This is a genomic window from Micromonospora sp. NPDC050495, from assembly GCF_040655175.1.
Taxonomy (GTDB): domain Bacteria; phylum Actinomycetota; class Actinomycetes; order Mycobacteriales; family Micromonosporaceae; genus Micromonospora.
In genome coordinates, this window is record NZ_JBFAJK010000051.1 from 17,676 (window position 1) to 37,087 (window position 19,412).

The following is a 19,412-nucleotide window of genomic DNA, read 5'->3' on the forward strand; positions in this document are numbered from 1 at the left end:
CGTGACGAAACCGGCACCCCTCGCCGGCGCCGGCCGGCTGGCCGGAGCGGCCGCCCTCATCGCCGTCCTCACCGTGGCCAGCCGGCTCGCCGGCTTCGGCCGGACCGCCGTCTTCACCTGGACGCTCGCCCCCAGCGACCTGGGCGGCGCGTACGTGGTGGCGAACAATCTGCCCAACTTCATCTTCGAGATCGTCGCCGGTGGCGCGCTGGCCAGCCTGGTGGTGCCGCTGCTGGCCGGCGCCGCCGAGGCGGGCGACCGGCGCGCGGTGGCCGCCACCACCGGCGCCCTGCTCACCTGGGTGCTCGCCCTGCTGGTGCCGCTGGCCGTGCTGGTCGCGCTGCTGGCCGACCCGCTGGTCGCCCTGCAGGGTTCCGGCCTCGGCGAGGCCCAGCAGCAGGCCGGGGCGCGGATGCTGCGGCTGTTCGCCCCCCAGCTGCCGCTCTACGGCGTCGGCATCGTGCTGACCGGGGTGCTGCAGGCGCACCGGCGGTTCGCCTGGCCGGTGCTCGCCCCGCTGCTGTCCAGCGTCACCGTCATCGCCGTCTACCTCGGCTTCACCGCCGCGGAGGGGCGGCTGGCCACGGTCGGCCAGGTGAGCGGGGGCGGCGAGCTGCTGCTTGCCGGCGGCACCACCCTCGGTGTCGTGGTGCTCTCGTTGTCGCTGCTGATCCCGCTGCGGGCGCTGCGGCTGCCGCTGCGGCCGGGCTTCCGGTTCCCCGCCGACGCCCGGGCCCGGGTCGGCGGGCTGGCCGTGGCCGGGCTGGTCACCGTCGGCGCCCAGCAGATCGCCCTGATGGTGGTGCTCAACCAGGTCTCCTACGGGTCGACGGCCAACCCGGGCATCTACAACATCGCCCAGACGATCTACTTCCTGCCCTGGTCGGTGCTGGCCGTGCCGCTCGCGGTGGCCGCGTACCCGACGCTCGCGGCGGCGCGGGCGGCCGGCGACGAGCGGACCTACCGGCGCACCCTCGCCCCGGCGGTACGCGGGGTGGTGCTGTTCAGCCTGCTCGGCGCCGCGGCGCTGGCCGGCACGGCGATCCCGGTCGGGCACCTGTTCTTCGCCGGTGACGCGGCGCGCACCGCGGCGGCCGGGATCGCCGGCTTCGCCCCCGGACTGGTCGGCTACGGGCTCTTCGCGGTGCTCACCCGGGCGCTCTACGCCCGCGGCGAGGCCCGGGCGGCCACCGCCGCCACCGCGGTGGGCTGGCTGACCGTGCCGGCCCTGGCCGTCCTGCTCGGTCCCGCCCTGCCCGTCACCGACCGGGTGCCGGCGATGGCGCTGGCCACCTCCGGCGGCATGCTGGTGCTCGGCGGGCTGCTGATCGCCGCCGTGCTGCGCTCCGCCGGGCGGGCCGCCCTGGCCGGTGTCGGCCGGTCCGGTGCGGCCGGGCTGCTCGCCGCGGCCGTCGCCGGCGCGGCCGGTGCGGTCACCTCCCACTGGCTCGCCGGCCTCGGCGACGGCACCCCGACGACAGTCGAGGCGCTGCTACAGGGCATGCTGTCCGGGGTCGTGGTGGGCGCCCTGTTCCTCGCCGTCGCCTGGTCGACCGACCGGCGCGACGTGCAGCCGCTGCTGGCCGCGGTGGGCCGCCGGCTGCGGCGGCGACGCCCCCCGGGCGGGCCCGGCGACACGCCGGAGGAGGGGCGCGGCTCGGGACAGGGCGACGGGAAGGAGATCATTTCCTCATGACGGACGCCTCGTCGGCACTGCACTGGCCCGGCTCGGTGGCCCTGGTGCTCGCCTCCAGCACCGGCGGGGTCGGCCAGCACGTCCGCTCGGTGGCCCGTGGACTGGCCGAGGCGGGCGCGTCCGTGCTGGTCTGCGGCCCGGCCGCCGCCCAGGACCAGTTCGACTTCACCGGGGTCGGCGCGCGGTTCACGCCGGTGGAGATCCCGGCCAGCCCCACCCCGGCCGACGCGCGGGCGGTCACCGCGCTGCGCCGGGCCCTCGCCGACACCCCGGTGGACGTGGTGCACGCGCACGGGCTGCGGGCCGGCCTGGTGGCCGTGCTCGCCCGGCCGGCCGCGCCGCTGGTGGTGACCTGGCACAACGCCGTGCTGGCCGGCGGTCTGCGAGGTGGGCTGTCCCGGCTCGTCGAGCGGATCGTCGCCCGCAACGTCCGGGTCGCGCTGGGCGCCTCCGCCGACCTGGTGCAGCGGGCCGCCGCGCTGGGCGCCGCCGACGCCCGGCTCGCCCCGGTCGCCGCGCCGGCGCTACCCGCGCCGCGCCGCCGCCGGGCCGCCGTCCGCGCCGAGTTCGGGGTCGCCGCCGACCGCCCGCTGATCCTCTCGGTGGGCCGGCTGCATCCCCAGAAGCGGTACGACGTGCTGATCGACGCCGCCGCCCGGTGGCGTACCCGGCAGCCGGCGCCGGCCGTGGTGATCGCCGGCAGCGGCCCCGCGTACCTCCAACTGGCCGCCCGGATCTCCGCGGCCCGGGCCCCGGTGACCCTGCTCGGGCACCGCACCGACGTGGCCGACCTGCTCGCCGGGGCGGACCTGGCCGTGGTCACCAGCGACTGGGAGGCCCGGCAGCTCTTCGCCCAGGAGGCGCTGCGCGCCGGGGTACCCCTGGTGGCGACGGCCGTGGGCGGGCTGCCCGAGCTGGTCGGCGACGCCGCGGTGCTGGTGCCCGCCGGCGACGTCGACGCGGTCGACGCGGCGGTGCGCGACCTGCTCGACGACGGGACGCGCCGGGCCGAACTGGCCCGCCGGGCCACCGACCGGGCCGCGGCCTGGCCGACCGAGGCCGACACGGTGGCCGCGCTGGCCGCCCTCTACGCCGAGCTGGCGCCCGAGCCGTCCACGGAGCGCCGGTGATGCTGCGCAGACTGACCCCGGTCCTGCTGACCCTGGTCGTGGTGGCGCTCGGCGTCACCGCGCTGGCCGCCCGGCCGGACAGCGGCGCCCCCGCCCGCAGCGCCGACTTCGTCGTGCTGGCCGGGGTGGCCGGGCTGCGCTGGGACGACGTGGACCCGCAGACCACCCCGACGCTGTGGCGGATGGCCGAGGCGGGCTCGATCGGCTCGCTGTCCACCCGCTCCGCGCACCGCCCCACCTGCCCCGTCGACGGCTGGCTCACCCTCGGCGCGGGCAACTACGCCGCCTGGAACGGCACCCGCCGGGTCGGCGGCTGCCCGGCCGCCGGGGTGACCGTCGAGCAGCCCGACGGGATCGGCGCCAACCTGCCCGACCAGGAGAGCGTGGTCGCCTACAACCAGGACCGGCTCTCCTGGGGCACCACCCCTGGGGCGCTGTCCGAGTCCGTGCGCTGCTCGGTGGCGGTCGGGCCGGGCGCGGCGGTGGCCGCCGCCCGACCGTTCGGCCGGGTCGACCGGTACGCGCCGGTCCTCCCCGCCGACCCGGCCGGGCTGCTCGGCTCGTGCGTGCTCAGCATCGTCGACCTGGGCACCGTCGACGCTGACGCCCCGGCGGTCCGGGCCGCCCAGGCCCGGCAGGCCGACGCCCAGCTCGCCCGGGTGCTGGCCGCCCGGCCACCGCGCTCGCTGGTGCTGGTCGCCGGCGTCTCCGACACCGACGCCGCGTCCCGGCTGCACGTCGCGGTCGCCGACGGCCCGGGCTGGGAACGCGGCTGGCTGACCTCGCCGAGCACCGCCCGGGAGGGCTACCTGCAACTGGTCGACCTGGCCCCCACCGCCCTGGCCACGCTGGGCCGCCCGATGCCCGAGCGGCTCTTCGTCGGCCGCCCCGCGGTCTCCGTCGGCGGCCGCCCGGCCGACCTGCGGGCCGCGATCGACGCGCCGGCTGACGCCGACCGCGAGGCGGGCGCGCAGCTGCGCGTCGCCGGCTGGTTCTTCACCCTCCTCGCCGCCGCCCAGGTCGCGCTCGCGGTGGCGGTGCTGCCGCTGCTGCGCCGGGCCCGCCGCCACGCCGGCCCGCACGGACCCGAGCCGGTCTCCCGCCGGGTGGTGGCCGCCGTCGAGCTGCTGCTGATCGCCGCCGCGCTCGCCGTGCCGGCCGCTCTGCTCGCCGACGCGGTGCCCTGGTGGCGGGGCCACCACGCCGGCTGGTGGTTCGGCGTGGTGACCGCTCTGCTGACCGTCGGCGGCACCGCCGCGGTCCGGTTCAGTCCCGGGCACGGCAGCACCCTCGGCCCGCTCGGCGCGGTCGCCGGGCTGGCCACCCTGGTCGTCGGCGTGGACGTGGTCACCGGCTCCCGGCTTCAGCTCAACGGTGTCGTCGGCTACTCCGCGCTGGAGGGCGGCCGGTACGCCGGGCTGGGCACCGTGGGGCTGGGCGTGTTCATCGCCGGTGCGCTGCTCACCGGCGGCTGGTTGGCCCAGCGGGTCCGCCGCGCCTGGCGGCCGATGGTGATGGTGGCCGTGGCCGGCGGTGCCGTGGTGGTGGTCGGCAGCCCCTACCTGGGCGCGGACTCGATCGGCGCGATCGCGCTGACGGCCGGCGTGAGCGTCGCCGCCGCGATCTGCTCCGGCGGCTGGTTGACCGTGAGCCGGCTGGCCTGGGCCACCATGGCCGGCCTCGCGGTCACCATCGGCTTCGCCGTGGTCGACCTGCGCCGCGCGGAGGCCGAGCGGGGCAGCGTCGGCCGGTTCCTGGCCGCCCTCGGCGACGGCACCGGCGGGCTGACCGTGCACCGGGCCAGCACCGCCAACATGGAGACCCTGGTCAACAGCCCGCTCACCCTGCTCGCCCTGGCCGGCGCGGCGCTGGTCTGGTTCGCGCTGCTGCAGCCCTGGGGCGGGCTGATGCGGCTGTTCGGCATCTACCCGGCGATCCGGGCCGCCATGGCCGGCACCGGCGTGGCCGCCGGCCTCGGCGGGGTGCTCGGCGGCTCGGCCCTGGACGTGGCCGGCGCGGCCGCCGCCCTGGTGGTGCCGATGGCCGCGCTGGCCGCCCTGCGGGTGCTCGACCACTCCACCGACCGCACCCTGCCCGGCAACGGCCGGCCCTGGGACGAGGGCCCGGCCGGCCCGGCCGGTGGCCCCGGCGGTGGGGGAGACCACCCGGGCGGCGGCGCGACCCCGGACGCCGAACCGGGCGCCCCGGCCCGCCCGGACGCCGCGACCGGACCGGACGGCGACCCCGGGGACCCGGACCCGGCCCGCCCCACCGCCCCCGCCGGGCGGCAGGCCGCCGGTGCCGGACGCCCGCCCCGGGTGCCGGCGCAGGCCCGCCCGGCATCGACGGAGGTGCCCACCGCCTGAACCGGACCGGGTTTCACGTGCCCCGACGGTGGGTGCGGCACCGGCCTGGGCCCGCGGAGGTGTTACCGTGGAATCCCGTGGATCGCGTGATCACCTGGGTGATCGGCACGGCGGTTCGCACGACCGCTACGGACGACACGGGAGCAGGCCTTGGCCCCTTCAGCACGGACGACCAGGCACATTTTCGTCACCGGGGGCGTCGCCTCCTCGCTGGGTAAGGGCCTCACCGCCTCCAGCCTCGGCAATCTGCTCACCGCCCGCGGGCTGCGCGTGGTGATGCAGAAGCTCGACCCGTACCTCAACGTCGACCCGGGGACGATGAACCCGTTCCAGCACGGCGAGGTCTTCGTGACCGAGGACGGCGCCGAGACCGACCTCGACGTCGGCCACTACGAGCGCTTCCTCGACCGGGACCTCTCCGGCAAGGCGAACGTCACCACCGGGCAGATCTACTCGGCGGTGATCGCCAAGGAGCGGCGCGGCGAGTACCTGGGCGACACCGTCCAGGTCATCCCGCACATCACCAACGAGATCAAGTCGCGGATCCTCGGCATGGGCGAGCCGGACGCCGACGGCCAGGTGCCCGACATCGTGATCACCGAGGTCGGCGGCACGGTCGGCGACATCGAGTCGCTGCCGTTCCTGGAGGCGATCCGCCAGGTCCGCCACGACCTGGGCCGGGACAACTGCTTCTACCTGCACGTCTCGCTGGTGCCGTACCTGGCGCCGTCGGGCGAGCTGAAGACCAAGCCGACCCAGCACTCGGTGGCCCAGCTACGCAGCATCGGCATCCAGCCGGACGCCCTGGTGCTGCGCTGCGACCGGGAGATCCCGGACAAGGTCAAGGAGAAGCTCTCCCTCTACTGCGACGTGGACCGGGAGGCGGTCACCGCCGCCCCGGACGCGCCGAGCATCTACGACATCCCGAAGGTGCTGCACCGTGAGGGCCTCGACGCGTACGTGGTGCGCCGGCTGGGCGTCTCCTTCCGGGACGTGGACTGGGCCCGCTGGGACGACCTGCTGGACCGGGTCCACCAGCCCCGCCACACGGTGACCGTGGCGCTGGTCGGCAAGTACGTCGACCTGCCCGACGCGTACCTGTCGGTCAGCGAGGCGATCCGGGCCGCCGGCTTCGGTCACCGGGCCCGGGTGCAGCTGCGCTGGGTGCCCAGCGACGACTGCGTCACCCCGGCCGGCGCGGCGGCCGCCCTGGCCGGCGTCGACGGCATCGTCATCCCGGGCGGCTTCGGCGTGCGCGGCATCGAGGGCAAGATCGGCACCGCCCGGTACGCCCGGGAGAACGGCATCCCGCTGCTCGGCCTCTGCCTCGGCCTGCAGTGCATGACCATCGAGGTGGCCCGCCACCTGGTCGGCCTGGACGGGGCGAACTCGCTGGAGTTCGACGAGGACGCCAAGCACCCGGTCATCGCCACCATGGCCGACCAGGAGGACATCGTCGCCGGCAAGGGCGACCTGGGCGGCACCATGCGGCTCGGGGCGTACCCGGCGACGCTGACCGACGGCTCGCTGGTCGCCGAGGCGTACGGCAGCACCGAGGTCAGCGAGCGGCACCGGCACCGGTACGAGGTGAACAACGCCTACCGGGACCAGCTCACCAAGGCCGGCCTGCGCATCTCCGGCACCTCGCCGGACGGCCGGCTGGTCGAGTTCGTCGAACTGGACCGCGAGCTGCACCCGTTCTTCGTGGCCACCCAGGCGCACCCGGAGCTGAAGAGCCGGCCCACCCGGCCGCACCCGCTGTTCGCCGGGTTCGTCAAGGCCGCCGTCGCGTACTCCCAGGCCGACCAGCTCCCGGTCGACCTGGACGCCGGCACGGCGGGCGCCCCGGCGGCGAAGCGGGCGAGCCGCAACGGCACCGCCGCCACGGCGAAGGCGGGGTCGGCGTGAGCGCGGTCGAGCACCGCTACGAGGTGACCGAGCATCGGGAGATCTGGTCCGGCCGGATCTTCTCGGTGGTCAGCGACGACGTCACCATGCCCGGCGGCGGCACCGCGGCCCGCGACTGGGTCGCCCATGTGGGCGCGGTGGCCGTGGTGGCGCTGGACGACGCCGGTCAGGTGGTGCTGATCCGGCAGTACCGCCACCCGGTCGGTCGGCACCTGTGGGAGCTGCCCGCCGGGCTGATGGACGTCAGCGGCGAGGACCTGGCCACTGCGGCGGTACGGGAGCTGGCCGAGGAGGCCGACCTCACCGCCGGCCGGGTCGACGTGCTGGTCGACCTGCACAGCTCGCCCGGCTTCAGCAACGAGGTGGTCCGGGTCTTCCTGGCCTGGGACCTGGCCGAGGTGCCCGCGGACCAGCGGCACGAGCGGCGCTACGAGGAGGCCGACCTGCAGATCGTCCGGATCGACCTGGACGAGGCGGTCCGGATGGTGCTGGCCGGCGAGATCACCAACGCCTCCTGCGTGGCCGGGCTGCTCGCCGCCGCCCGGGCCCGGGAGACCGGCTTCGCCGAGCTGCGCCGCCCGGGGGCGCCGCTGCCCCGCTGAGAGATCGGGGAAGGACGACGAAGGGGCCGCGCGGACACCGCGCGGCCCCTTCCGTGTGTCGTCGTTCAGTCGCGCAGCGGGCGCCCCTGGCCGTCGACGCCACCGTTGACCAGGATCAGGATGCCGTCGATGAGACCCCAGATGCCGCCGAGGCCGCAGGTCACGATGGTCACCACGAGCTGGATCACGCCGGTCTTGGTGTCGCCCATGTAGAAGCGGCCGACACCGAAACCGCCCAGGAGGATCTGCAGGATGCCCGCGACGACCTTGCTCTTGTCGGAGACGCCCTGCGGGTACTGCGCGTAAGGAGGAGTGGTCATGAGCGGACACCTTAGTGATCGACAGCCGTCCTGTCCGCACCGCCGCTCGGTCGGTGGGACGATATTTACCGAAGAGTGTCCTGACGGCTGAGGCGGTCTCCACCGCACAGCCCGGTTTCACTCCTGACACATCGTCAGGACGACCGGGCACCGGATGTCACAGTGCTGGCCTTCGGAGCGCGTCCGCGCGCCTAGACTGCCGCCGGCGGGACCGGTGGACCGCGTCGGCAATGGGGCCGCCGCGGCGCCGCGCAGTCGGGGGTGGGCAGCCCCGAAGGAAGGTGTCTGCATCGTGAAGGTCGGAATCCCCCGCGAGGTCAAGAACCACGAGTACCGGGTGGCGATCACTCCCGCGGGCGTCAACGAGTTCACCCGCCACGGCCACGAGGTCTTCGTCGAGTCCGGCGCGGGCGTGGGCTCCAGCATCACCGACGACGAGTTCGCCGCCGCCGGGGCGAAGATCCTGGCCAGCGCGGACGAGGTCTGGGACGCCGCCGAGCTGGTGCTCAAGGTCAAGGAGCCGATCGCCGAGGAGTACCACCGGATGCGCGAGGGGCAGGTGCTCTTCACCTACCTGCACCTGGCCGCCTCCAAGGAGTGCACCGACGCGCTGGTCGACCGCAAGGTCACCGGCATCGCCTACGAGACCGTCGAGCTGCCCGACCGGTCGCTGCCGCTGCTCGCCCCGATGTCCGAGGTGGCCGGCCGGCTCGCCCCGCAGGTGGGCGCCTTCTACATGATGCGCACCGGCGGCGGTCGCGGCGTGCTGCCCGGCGGCGTCTCCGGCGTGTACGCGGCGAAGACCGTGGTCATCGGTGCCGGCGTCTCCGGCATGAACGCCGCCGCCATCGCGCTCGGCCTGCAGTCCGAGGTGCTGCTGCTGGACAAGAACGTGGCCCGGCTGCGCCAGGCCGACGCCATCTACCGGGGCCACCTGCAGACCGTGGCCTCCAACGCGTACGAGATCGAGCGGGCCGTGCTCGACGCGGACCTGGTCATCGGCGCGGTGCTGGTGCCGGGCGCGAAGGCCCCGAAGCTCATCTCCAACGAGCTGGTCTCCCGGATGAAGCCGGGCAGCGTGCTCGTCGACATCGCCATCGACCAGGGCGGCTGCTTCGAGGACTCGCGGCCCACCACGCACGCCGACCCGGTCTACAAGGTGCACGAGTCGATCTTCTACTGCGTGGCGAACATGCCCGGCGCGGTGCCGAACACCAGCACCCACGCGCTGACCAACGTCACCCTGCCGTACGCCCTCGAGCTGGCCAACCAGGGCTGGCGGCAGGCGCTGCGCAACGACCCGGCGCTCGCGCTCGGCCTGAACACCCACGCCGGCCGGGTGGTCTACGGCCCGGTCGCCGAGGCGCACGGCGTGGACGTGCTGCCGCTGGCCGAGGTGATCGGCTGAGCGAGGGCAGCCCGACGACCGCGGCGCGGACGGACGGGGCCGGCGCGGAACCCGCGCCGGCCCTGCGCCGTGCCGTCCGGGGCTACCTGGACCACCTCACGGTCGAACGGGGACTGTCCGCCAACACCCTCGCCTCGTACCGGCGCGACCTGGACCGCTACCTCGCCACCCTGACCGCCGCCGGGGTGACCGACCTGGCCGCCGTCGGCGCCGCCGAGGTCGAGGGCCACCTGGCCCGGCTGCGCGCCGGCGACGCCGACCACCCGCCGCTGGCGGTCTCGTCCGCGGCCCGCGCCGCCAGCGCCGTCCGCGGCCTGCACCGGTTCGCGCTGCGTGAGGGGATGGCCGGCGCCGACCCCAGCCGCGACGTCCGCCCGCCCACCCCGGCCCGCCGGCTGCCGCGGGCGCTGCCGGTGGACGCCGTGGTCCGGCTGCTGGAAACCGCCGGGCCGGTCACCGCCACCGGCGACGCGGCGCCCCGCACGCTGCGCGACCGGGCGCTGCTGGAGTTCCTGTACGGCACCGGGGCGCGCATCTCCGAGGCGGTCGGCGCCGCCGTCGACGACCTCGACCTGGCCGCGGGCACCGTGCTGCTGCACGGCAAGGGCGGCCGGACCCGGCTGGTGCCGATCGGCGGGTACGCCGTCGAGGCGGTGCGCGCCTGGCTGGTCCGGGGCCGCCCGGCCCTGCTCGCCGCCGGCCGGGGCACCCCCGCGGTCTTCGTCAACGCCCGCGGCGGCCCGCTGACCCGCCAGGGCGCCTGGGCGATCCTGCGCACCGCGGCGGCCCGGGCCGGCCTGCCCGTGGACGGCCCGGACGCGGTCTCCCCGCACACCCTGCGCCACTCGTACGCCACCCACCTGCTCGACGGCGGCGCCGACGTGCGGGTGGTGCAGGAACTGCTCGGCCACGCCTCGGTCACCACCACCCAGGTCTACACGTTGGTCACCGTGGAGCGGCTCCGCGAGGTGTACGCCACCGCGCACCCGCGCGCCCGTGGCTGAACGCGAGGAGTGAGCCGCGGTCGCGAGCCCCGCGGCCGCGAACGGATCAGTGTCCGGCTGACCTCTTCGGACGCTGCCGGCCGCCCGCCGGTCCGACACGCCGACCCGGTACCGAACGCGCTGCTGGCGCGTGGCGTACAGTCGGCATCGGCGCGAACCTCAGAGGCGACGGACCGGGGGTGCGCAGCGGCGCCGCGAGGGACGTCGGACGGCTCCGACGCCAGGTGGTCGTCGGGAGGGGGCAACGAGGACATGGCTGGCAACGCGGACCGTGCCGAAACCTGGACGTCGGAACTCCGTGAGCAGCAGGCCTCGCTCGGCGCCGACCTCGGCCCGGCCGACCCGGCCGCCTACACCATGCGCAAGCCGATCCCGGAGCCGATGCCGACCGACCGGCACGGTCCCGCCCGGATCATCGCGATGGCCAACCAGAAGGGTGGCGTCGGCAAGACCACGACCACCATCAACCTGGGCGCCGCGCTCGCCGAGTACGGCCGCAAGGTGCTGCTGGTCGACTTCGACCCGCAGGGCGCCCTCTCCGTCGGCCTCGGCGTCAACCCGCACAACCTCGACCTGTCGGTCTACAACCTGCTCATGCAGGACGACGTCACCGCCGAGGACGTGCTGATCAAGACCGACGTGGCCGGGCTGCACCTGTTGCCCGCCAACATCGACCTCTCCGCGGCCGAGATCCAGCTGGTCAACGAGGTCGCCCGCGAGATGGCCCTGGCCCGGGTGCTGCGCACGATCCGCAAGGAGTACGACTTCATCCTGATCGACTGCCAGCCCTCGCTGGGCCTGCTGGCGATCAACGCGCTGACCGTGGCGCACGGCGTGCTCATCCCGCTGGAATGCGAGTTCTTCAGCCTGCGCGGCGTCGCGCTGCTGCTGGACACCATCGACAAGGTGCGCGAACGGCTCAACTTCGACCTGGAACTCGAGGGCATCCTCGCCACCATGTACGACAGTCGCACCACGCACTGCCGCCAGGTGCTGCAACGGGTGGTGGAGGCGTTCGGCGACAAGGTCTACCAGACCGTGATCACCAAGACGGTCAAGTTCCCCGAGTCGACGGTGGCCGGCGCCCCGATCACCACCCTCGACCCGGCCTCCTCCGGCGCCCGCAACTACCGCCAGCTGGCCCGCGAGGTCATCGCCGCCCAGGCGGATCGGTAGCCCGAACGTCGGGTGCCCCGACCGTGGACTACGGTTCTCCGGTGACCGCACCGCCCCTCGACCCGCCCGCGCCGCAGCGGGCCGACGACCCGGTGGCCGCCGCCGAGCTGGCCGCCGAGGTCGACGGTGTGGTGCCCGCGGACCCCGGCACCGTCGAGGAGGCCAGCGGCTTCACCGTCCGGCTGGACAACTTCACCGGCCCGTTCGACCTGCTGCTGCAGCTCATCAGCAAGCACAAGCTCGACGTCACCGAGGTGGCCCTGCACCGGGTCACCGACGAGTTCATCGCCTACATCCGGGCCATGGGCGACCAGTGGGACCTGGACGAGACCAGCGAGTTCCTGCTCATCGCGGCCACCCTGCTCGACCTCAAGGCGGCCCGGCTGCTGCCCGCCGCCGAGGTCGAGGACGAGGAGGACCTGGCCCTGCTGGAGGCGCGCGACCTGCTCTTCGCACGGCTGCTGCAGTACAAGGCGTACAAGGAGGCGGCGGCGCACCTGGCCGAGCTGGAGTCGGTGGGCGGGCGCCGCTACCCGCGGGCGGTCACCCTGGAACCCCGGTACGCCGAGGCGCTGCCCGACCTGGTGCTCGGCATCGGCCCGCAGCGGCTGCTGAAGCTGGCGCTCAAGGCGATGACCCCGAAGCCGGTGCCCGAGGTCTCCATCGCGCACGTACACATGGTCCGGGTCAGCGTCCGGGAACACGCCGCGATCATCTCCGAGCGGCTGCGCCGGGCCGGCACGGCCAGCTTCTCGCTGCTCTGCGCCGACTGCGAGATGACCCTGGAGGTGGTGGCCCGGTTCCTCGCCCTGCTGGAACTCTACCGGCAGGGGCTGGTCGCCTTCGTCCAGGAGCAGGCGCTGGCGGAGCTCACCGTCCGCTGGACCGGCGACGCCGACGCCGACACCGAGCTGACCATCGACGAGTACGCGGGCGCCCCGGAGCCGACCGACCCCGCGCCCCCACCCCCCGACCTCCCACCCGCCCCGGCGGGTGACGCCCTGCCCGCCTCGGCAGATGATGCCGTCCCTGCCTCGGTGGGTGATGCCGTACCCGCCTCGGCGGATGAGCCCGCACCGACGCAGGAGTGACCCGGATGAGCGACGAGGAGAGCCGCGACTCGCTGGCCGACCAGGCGGCGGCCTGGATCCCCCCGTGGGAGCGCCCGACCCCGCCCAAGCCCCGCCCCGACCCCGAGCCTGCCGCCGAGGCTGCGCCGGAACCCGCCGCCGACGCGGAGCCCGAGCCTGCCGCCGAGGCAGCGCCGGAACCCGCCCCCGACGTCGAGCCCGAGCCTGCCGCCGAGGCAGCGCCGGAACCCGCCCCCGACGCGGAGCCCGAGCCTGCCGCCGATGCCGAGCCCAACCTCACCGCCGACGCGGAGCCCCGGCCGGCCCCCGGCGCCGAGCCCTCCGTAGATCTTGGAAGGAAGCGGCCCTTGGAGGGGCCGGATTTCTCCAAGATCTCCATCGTCGAAGAGGCTCGGGTGGATCTTGGTACGGGGACGCCCCTGGAGGGGGCGGACCGTACCAAGATCTCTGGGGAGAGCGCGTGGACGGGCGGCAACGCGCTGGGGATCGGGGAGGCGGACGAGGTGCCGCGGCCGGTTCCGGGCGGTGAGCCGGGGTCGGTGGCGGCGAGTGGCGCCGGGGAGCCGGATGTGGCGAGCGACCCGGCCGACACTGCCGGCGTACCCGATCGGCGGGGGCGACGGCGGGCGGCGCCCGCGCCGGAGCCCGCGCCCGAGCTGGACGACGCGGAGCTGCGCGGCGCCCTGGAGGCGATCCTGCTGGTGGTGGACCAGCCGGTCAGCGAGCTGACCCTGGCCCAGGTGCTGGAGCAGTCCCCGGAGCGGATCGGCCCGATGCTCGACGAGATCGCCGCCGGTTACACCGCCGCCGGGCACGGCTTCGAGCTGCGCCGGGCCGCTGGTGGCTGGCGTCTCTACACCCGCCCGGAATACGCCGGCTACGTCGAGCGGTTCGTGTTGGACGGGCAGTCCGTCCGGTTGACCCAGGCCGCCCTGGAGACCCTCGCCGTGATCGCCTACAAGCAGCCGGTGACCCGGTCGCGGATCTCCGCGATCCGGGGCGTCAACTGCGACGGGGTGATCCGTACCCTGGTCTCCCGGGGGTTGGTCGAGGAGTGCGGCACCGAAGCGGACACCGGCGCCTTCCTCTACCGCACCACCACGATGTTCCTGGAGAAGCTGGGGTTGAACTCGGTGGACGACCTGCCGCCCCTGGCCCCCTTCCTCCCCGACGACGTAGAAGAGCTTGCCGATGCGACGCGATGACCGTGCCCCGAAACCCGACGCCCCCGTCTACGAGGGCGCCGAGCGCCTGCAGAAGGTGCTCGCCGCCGCGGGGGTGGGCTCGCGGCGCGCCTGCGAGGACCTGATCTTCCGGCGCCGGGTCACCGTCAACGGCCGGGTCGCCCAGCTCGGCGACCGGGCCGACCCGACCCGCGACGTCATTTACGTCGACGGCGAGCGGCTCCAGGCCGACGTCCGTCTGGTCTACGTGGCGATGAACAAGCCGCGCGGGGTGGTCACCACCATGGCCGACGAGAAGGGCCGCACCGAGCTTGCCGACTTCATCGGCGCGCGGCTGGAGCAGCGCGTCTACCACGTCGGGCGGCTCGACGCCGACAGCGAGGGCCTGCTCCTGCTCACCAACGACGGCACCCTCGCGCACAAGCTCATGCACCCGTCGTACGAGGTGCTCAAGACCTACCTCGCCGAGGTGGCCGGGCCGATCCCGCGCAACCTGGGCAAGCGGCTGACGGCCGGCGTCGAGCTGGAGGACGGACCGGTGAAGGTCGACGCCTTCAAGCTGGTGGGCACCCTGGGTAAAACCGCCCAGGTGGAGCTGACCCTGCACGAGGGGCGCAAGCACATCGTCCGGCGGCTGATGGCCGAGGTGGGACACCCGGTGTCCCGGCTGATCCGTACCTCGATCGGACCGATCAAGCTCGGCGACCTGCGCACCGGGCGGCTGCGCCGGCTGACCAACGCGGAGGTCGCCGCCCTGTTCAAGGCCGTGGGTGACTGACCCCCAGGTTCGGGGTACGGCTGCCGGTAGGCTTCGACGCGGCCCGCGGGCCGGCGGGTGGCGCGGGTCGCCGCCGGCGGCATCGCGCGCGGGCGGCCCGCGCGGCGCGGGATGATTGACGACAGACACAACCGCTCAACGGCGCCGGAGAAACCGGCGACCCGCGAGGTACGGGCTGAGGAGGCACACGGTGGGGCAGAACGAACGGACCGGGCGGTGCGTGGTCGCGGTGGACGGGCCATCCGGTTCCGGTAAGTCCACCGTCTCGCGGCGGCTCGCCGTCGGCCTCGGGGCCCGCTACCTCGACACCGGCGCCATGTACCGGGCGCTGACCTGGGCGGTACTGCGCTCCGGCGTCGACCTGACCGACGCCGAGGCGGTGGTCAAGGTCGCCGGCGAGGTCGACCTGCGCATCGGCACCAACCCCGAGGGGCACGGCGTGACCGTCGACGGCGTCGACGTGGCCAAGGAGATCCGTGGTCCCGAGGTGACCGGCGCGGTCTCCGCCGTGGCCGCCGTGCCCGCCGTGCGGGAGCTGCTGGTCGCCCGGCAGCGGCAGGTGATCGAGCACGCCGGCCGGATCGTGGTCGAGGGGCGCGACATCGGCTCGGTGGTCGCGCCCGACGCCGACCTGAAGGTCTACCTGACCGCCTCCGAGGCGGCCCGCGCCCAGCGGCGCAGCGCCGAGGACGCGGCCGACGTGGCGGCGACCGCGGCCGATCTGGCCCGCCGGGACCGGCTCGACTCGACCCGCAAGGTCAACCCGCTCCAGCAGGCCCCCGACGCGATCGAGCTGGACACCACCGAGCTGGGCATCGACGAGGTCGTGGCCCGGCTGCACGCGCTGCTCACCGAGCGGGGTGTGGCATGAGCGAGGAGATCGGCGGCTGGGTCGAGCTGCGCGAGCCGGAGATCGACCCCGAGGAGCCGACCGGACCGCAGCCGGTGGTGGCCGTGGTCGGCCGCCCCAACGTGGGCAAGTCGACGCTGGTCAACCGGATCATCGGCCGCCGCCAGGCGGTCGTCGAGGACATCCCCGGGGTGACCCGGGACCGGGTGCCGTACGACGCGTACTGGAACGGCCGGGCGTTCACCGTGGTGGACACCGGCGGCTGGGAGCCGGACGCCAAGGACCGGGCGGCGGCCATCGCCGCCCAGGCCGAGACGGCGGTGGCCACCGCCGACGTGGTGATCTTCGTGGTCGACGCCATGGTCGGCTCGACCGATGTGGACGAGGCCGCCGTGAAGATGCTGCGGCGCAGCGCCAAGCCGGTGATCCTGGTCGCCAACAAGGCCGACAACAGCACCATCGAGATGGAGGCCACCGCGCTCTGGTCGCTCGGGCTCGGCGAGCCGTACCCGATCTCGGCGCTGCACGGCCGGGGCTCCGGCGACCTGCTCGACGCCATCATGACCGCGCTGCCGGAGGCGCCGAAGATCGTGGAGAACCGCCCGCGCGGGCCGCGCCGGGTGGCCCTGGTCGGCCGGCCCAACGTCGGGAAGTCCAGCCTGCTCAACCGCTTCTCCGGCGAGGAGCGGGCGGTGGTCGACTCGGTCGCCGGCACCACCGTCGACCCGGTGGACAGCCTGGTCCAGATCGGCGGGGAGACCTGGCAGCTGGTCGACACGGCCGGCCTGCGCAAGCGGGTCGGCAAGGCCAGCGGCACCGAGTACTACGCGAGCCTGCGCACCGCCTCGGCGATCGAGGCGGCCGAGGTGGCCGTGGTGCTGCTCGACGCCAGCGAGGTGATCAGCGAGCAGGACCAGCGGATCCTCACCATGGTCGTGGAGGCCGGCCGGGCGCTGGTCATCGCGTTCAACAAGTGGGACCTGGTCGACGGCGACCGCCGCTACTACCTGGACAAGGAGATCGACCGGGAGCTGCGCCGCATCCCCTGGGCGATCCGGCTGAACCTGTCCGCGAAGACCGGCCGGGCCGTCGACAAGCTCGCCCCGGCGCTGCGCAAGGCCCTCGCCAGTTGGGAGACCCGCATCCCCACCGCGCAGCTCAACCAGTGGCTCACCGCCCTGGTCCAGGCCACCCCGCACCCGGTGCGCGGCGGCCGGGCCCCCCGGGTCCTCTTCGCCACCCAGGCCGGGGTCTCCCCGCCGCGGTTCGTGCTCTTCACCACCGGGCCGTTGGACGCCGGCTACCAGCGCTTCGTCGAGCGCAAGCTCCGCGAGGAGTTCGGCTACGAGGGCACCCCGATCGACATCTCGGTACGCCCCCGCAAGAAGCTCGGCCCGGGCGGTCGCGGCAAGGCCCACGGCTGACCCGTTCCGCTCCGCCCCGCCGGGTGGCGCCGGCCTTCACCGGCCCACCCGGCACCCCACCCCCGCCCTGTCCCCGCCCCACACCCCGCCACACCAGCCTCCTAGGACGCCTTAGGGGGAGTGCGGCGCGGCCCCCGCGAGGCGGGAGGGGCCAGTGCGTGCGGTGCGAAGATCCTGCGCTAAGCTGTACCGGCTGCCGCGGGGGAGACCGCGCGGAGGCATCGGGACGTGGCGCAGTTTGGTAGCGCACTTGACTGGGGGTCAAGGGGTCGTCGGTTCGAATCCGGCCGTCCCGACGCAGGTAGAGGGGCATTTCTCGCGATCATGCGATGCCCCGCTGGGGACCATTTGGGGACCTCAGGCCGGTGAGATGCGAAGACAGCGCCTCACCGGCGGCCCGGATCGATTGTCGATCCGGATGCAGATACCGCTGAGTCGTCATCAGCGATCCGTGGCCGGTGATCTTCCGTAGGACGTGCACCGGCACGCCGGCATCCGCCATCCAGGTCAGGCCGGTGTGCCGCAGGTCGTGCCGCCGCAGGTACTCGAAGCCCAGCGAGCTGACCACCTCATCCCAGTGCGTCGCGCAGGACCGCCGTGCTGATCCGGCCGCCCCGAGGCCCGACGAAGAGCCGGCCGTCAAGTTCCGTGATCCGGTCGAGCTTCGCGGCCACCATCGGCCGCAGCTCCTCGACGATGGGCACCTGCCCCGCCCGCTTTCCCTTGGTTTCCTTGTCGACCAGACCGCCGGGGCCGGTAGTGGTCTGCCGGCGCACCGTCCACAGCCGTTTGCTTGTGCCCTTGCTGAGCGAGAGGAACCAGTACCGGGTCATGAACTGCGTTCCGTTCCGGCGGCAGGTTCGAGGTCCGCCGGTGTGTGGCGGTGTTGCGTGGGTTCACGGGGGCGCTGGCTCGGCATGGCCGGTGGTGGGTGGTCGGCGCGTAGGGCCATGGCGAAGGCACCCGCGCCGAGGGTGGCCAGGGTTGCTATCGCGGCGAAGACTGTGCGTAGCCCGCTGAGTTGCAGCGCCGGTCCGGCGGCGGTGTATCCGATGAATGCGGCCAGGTTTTCGGTGGTGGTCACTGCGGTCATCACGTGAGGTCGGATAGGTGCCGGGGTGCGTAGGGTGACGCGGGTGTTGAGGGTTGCGGCGAGCAACGGTGTGGCCAGTCCGACTAGGAACAGTCCGCTGGCCACTGCGGCTGTCTGATCGACGAGTAGCAGCCACAGCGGGGCGCATTGCAGCATGGCGGCTCCGGTGAGGCCGGTGTTGTTGATCCGGCTCAGGCCGGTGATGGCCACGAGGCTGCCGGTGGCGAGGCCGGCGCCGTTTGCCGCGGTGAGTAGCCCGAGCGTTCGAGGGTCGCCTCCCAGGTCATCCATGACCAGTACTGGCAGGCAGATGAATACGGCGGGGACCGAGATGGTCACCAACGTCAGGGCGAGTACGAAGAGCCGAAGTGCTCGATGGCGCAGCGCGTGGCGTGGGCCCGCGAACGTGGCGGTCTGCTCGTCGCTCGTTGGAGAGGAAGCCCTGTCTGTGCCTGCGACGGCAGTGGCGGGCGGTCGGACGAAGGCCGTCAGGATGAGGTAGGAGATGAGGTACGTGCCGGCGTCGATCCAGAGGACCTGGGCGGGTCCGAGCATGGCGATGAGTAGGCCGCCGAGGGCGGGCCCGGCGAGGGCGGCGACTCTGGTCGCGCCGTCGATCAGGCTGTTGGCTCGGGCGAGGAGTTTCTCGTCGGTGCCCCGGGTCGGGCCGAGGAGGTCGGCCAGGATGAGCCGCTGCGAGGAGACATAGGGAGCGGTGAACGCACCGAGACCGAACGAGACCGTCAGTAGGGCCGGCAGGCTCAGCCATCCCGTCTGATGCAGCAGCGGAATCAGCGCCATCAGCGGTGCGCGTGCCGCGTCGCAGATCAGCATGGTGCGCCGTACGCCCAGCCGGGCGACGACCTTGCCGCTGGGCAGGCCCAGTGTCACGACGCCGAGGAACTCTGCGGCCAGGACCGCGCTCATCTTCACCGGTGAGCCGGTGGTCACCAGGACGAACCACGGCAGCGCCAGGAGGGTCAGCCAGGACCCGAAGGTGGACAGCAGCTTCGCAAGGAACAGGGCGAGCATGCCTGGGAGTTGCCCCCTGGTCCTGGACACTTGAGCCTTGGATCGTGATGGTCCGGGGAGATCAGGAGTCCCTGACAGATGGTGATGAAGCACTACCCCGCGGAGTTCAAGGCTGACGCGGTCGCGTTGTACCGGTCTCGTCCGGGGGCGACGATCGCGCAGATCGCTGATGATCTCGGGGTCAATCGGGAGACGTTGCGTAGCTGGGTCCGCGCTGATGATCAGCGTCGGGGTGCGGCGGCCGGGCCGGCGGCACCGGCGGGCGGGTCGGTGGAGGACGAGAACGCGGCGTTGCGGCGGCGGGTTCGGGAGTTGGAGGAGGAACGGGACATTCTGCGGAAGGCGGCCCG

The 19,412-nt window shown here is 74.0% G+C and carries 16 protein-coding genes, 1 tRNA gene and 1 pseudogene; 15 read left to right on the plus strand and 3 right to left on the minus strand.

All coding sequences use genetic code 11. The features are described 5' to 3' along the window. Window position 1: 1 nt before the first annotated feature. From AB0I11_RS29785 to AB0I11_RS29805, 5 genes are all read left to right on the plus strand, one after another. Entirely contained in the window at window positions 2-1,696 is a 1,695-nt protein-coding gene (locus tag AB0I11_RS29785) for a lipid II flippase MurJ (protein ID WP_357328018.1), read from the plus strand. After that, window positions 1,693-2,826, plus strand: coding sequence for a glycosyltransferase family 4 protein (locus AB0I11_RS29790; RefSeq protein ID WP_357328021.1), 1,134 nt, complete (start codon window positions 1,693-1,695; stop codon window positions 2,824-2,826). The genes AB0I11_RS29785 and AB0I11_RS29790 overlap by 4 nt, the downstream gene beginning before the upstream one ends. Then, complete coding sequence (locus AB0I11_RS29795) at window positions 2,826-5,192, plus strand: hypothetical protein (RefSeq protein WP_357328024.1); 2,367 nt, start codon at window positions 2,826-2,828, stop codon at window positions 5,190-5,192. Before AB0I11_RS29790 ends, AB0I11_RS29795 begins: the two co-directional genes overlap by 1 nt. A gap of 150 nt (window positions 5,193-5,342) precedes the next feature. Then, window positions 5,343-7,100, plus strand: a complete 1,758-nt coding sequence (locus tag AB0I11_RS29800; protein ID WP_357328027.1) for a CTP synthase — start codon at window positions 5,343-5,345, stop codon at window positions 7,098-7,100. Further along, the gene (locus tag AB0I11_RS29805; protein ID WP_357328030.1) at window positions 7,097-7,702 is read left to right on the plus strand and encodes an NUDIX hydrolase; all 606 of its coding nucleotides are present in this window, start codon (window positions 7,097-7,099) and stop codon (window positions 7,700-7,702) included. Before AB0I11_RS29800 ends, AB0I11_RS29805 begins: the two co-directional genes overlap by 4 nt. Before the next feature lie 65 nt (window positions 7,703-7,767). On the opposite strand, the gene AB0I11_RS29810 is transcribed toward AB0I11_RS29805, so the two are convergent. After that, window positions 7,768-8,022 (minus strand): TM2 domain-containing protein, encoded by a 255-nt coding sequence (locus AB0I11_RS29810; protein ID WP_082159542.1) that lies wholly within the window; start codon window positions 8,020-8,022, stop codon window positions 7,768-7,770. Between the two features lie 292 nt (window positions 8,023-8,314). On the opposite strand from AB0I11_RS29810, the gene ald reads away from it, so the two are divergent. The 9 genes from ald (at window position 8,315) to AB0I11_RS29855 (ending at window position 17,233) form a co-directional block, all read left to right on the plus strand. Further along, a complete protein-coding gene (gene ald, locus AB0I11_RS29815; RefSeq protein WP_357328034.1) occupies window positions 8,315-9,430 on the plus strand; it encodes an alanine dehydrogenase in 1,116 nt (371 codons plus the stop codon). After that, window positions 9,427-10,434 carry a site-specific tyrosine recombinase XerD gene (locus AB0I11_RS29820; protein WP_357328060.1) on the plus strand — a complete coding sequence of 336 codons (1,008 nt, stop codon included), beginning with the start codon at window positions 9,427-9,429 and terminating at the stop codon, window positions 10,432-10,434. The genes ald and AB0I11_RS29820 overlap by 4 nt, the downstream gene beginning before the upstream one ends. A gap of 252 nt (window positions 10,435-10,686) precedes the next feature. Then, window positions 10,687-11,610: an AAA family ATPase gene (locus AB0I11_RS29825; protein ID WP_046567976.1), complete on the plus strand. Its 924-nt coding sequence runs from the start codon at window positions 10,687-10,689 to the stop codon at window positions 11,608-11,610. Between the two features lie 41 nt (window positions 11,611-11,651). Beyond that, the gene (locus tag AB0I11_RS29830) at window positions 11,652-12,701 is read left to right on the plus strand and encodes a ScpA family protein (RefSeq protein WP_357328038.1); all 1,050 of its coding nucleotides are present in this window, start codon (window positions 11,652-11,654) and stop codon (window positions 12,699-12,701) included. A gap of 539 nt (window positions 12,702-13,240) precedes the next feature. Then, window positions 13,241-13,906 carry an SMC-Scp complex subunit ScpB gene (gene scpB, locus AB0I11_RS29835; RefSeq protein WP_357328063.1) on the plus strand — a complete coding sequence of 222 codons (666 nt, stop codon included), beginning with the start codon at window positions 13,241-13,243 and terminating at the stop codon, window positions 13,904-13,906. Next, window positions 13,893-14,663: a pseudouridine synthase gene (locus AB0I11_RS29840; RefSeq protein ID WP_357328041.1), complete on the plus strand. Its 771-nt coding sequence runs from the start codon at window positions 13,893-13,895 to the stop codon at window positions 14,661-14,663. Before scpB ends, AB0I11_RS29840 begins: the two co-directional genes overlap by 14 nt. 190 nt (window positions 14,664-14,853) lie before the next feature. Beyond that, entirely contained in the window at window positions 14,854-15,534 is a 681-nt protein-coding gene (gene cmk / locus AB0I11_RS29845; protein ID WP_357328044.1) for a (d)CMP kinase, read from the plus strand. Then, window positions 15,531-16,937: a ribosome biogenesis GTPase Der gene (gene der, locus AB0I11_RS29850; RefSeq protein ID WP_357328047.1), complete on the plus strand. Its 1,407-nt coding sequence runs from the start codon at window positions 15,531-15,533 to the stop codon at window positions 16,935-16,937. The genes cmk and der overlap by 4 nt, the downstream gene beginning before the upstream one ends. 222 nt (window positions 16,938-17,159) lie before the next feature. After that, window positions 17,160-17,233 (plus strand) — tRNA-Pro (locus AB0I11_RS29855). Window positions 17,234-17,259: 26 nt separating this feature from the next. On the opposite strand, the pseudogene AB0I11_RS29860 reads toward AB0I11_RS29855, so the two are convergent. Beyond that, a pseudogene (locus AB0I11_RS29860) lies at window positions 17,260-17,722 on the minus strand (tyrosine-type recombinase/integrase); the annotation flags it as partial. Window positions 17,723-17,766: 44 nt separating this feature from the next. Continuing rightward, window positions 17,767-19,062, minus strand: coding sequence for an MFS transporter (locus AB0I11_RS29865; RefSeq protein ID WP_357328051.1), 1,296 nt, complete (start codon window positions 19,060-19,062; stop codon window positions 17,767-17,769). 78 nt (window positions 19,063-19,140) lie between these two features. Between AB0I11_RS29865 and AB0I11_RS29870 the strand changes: the two genes are divergently transcribed. Continuing rightward, on the plus strand, window positions 19,141-19,412 hold a 272-nt coding region (locus AB0I11_RS29870; RefSeq protein WP_357328054.1), incomplete at its 3' end, for a transposase.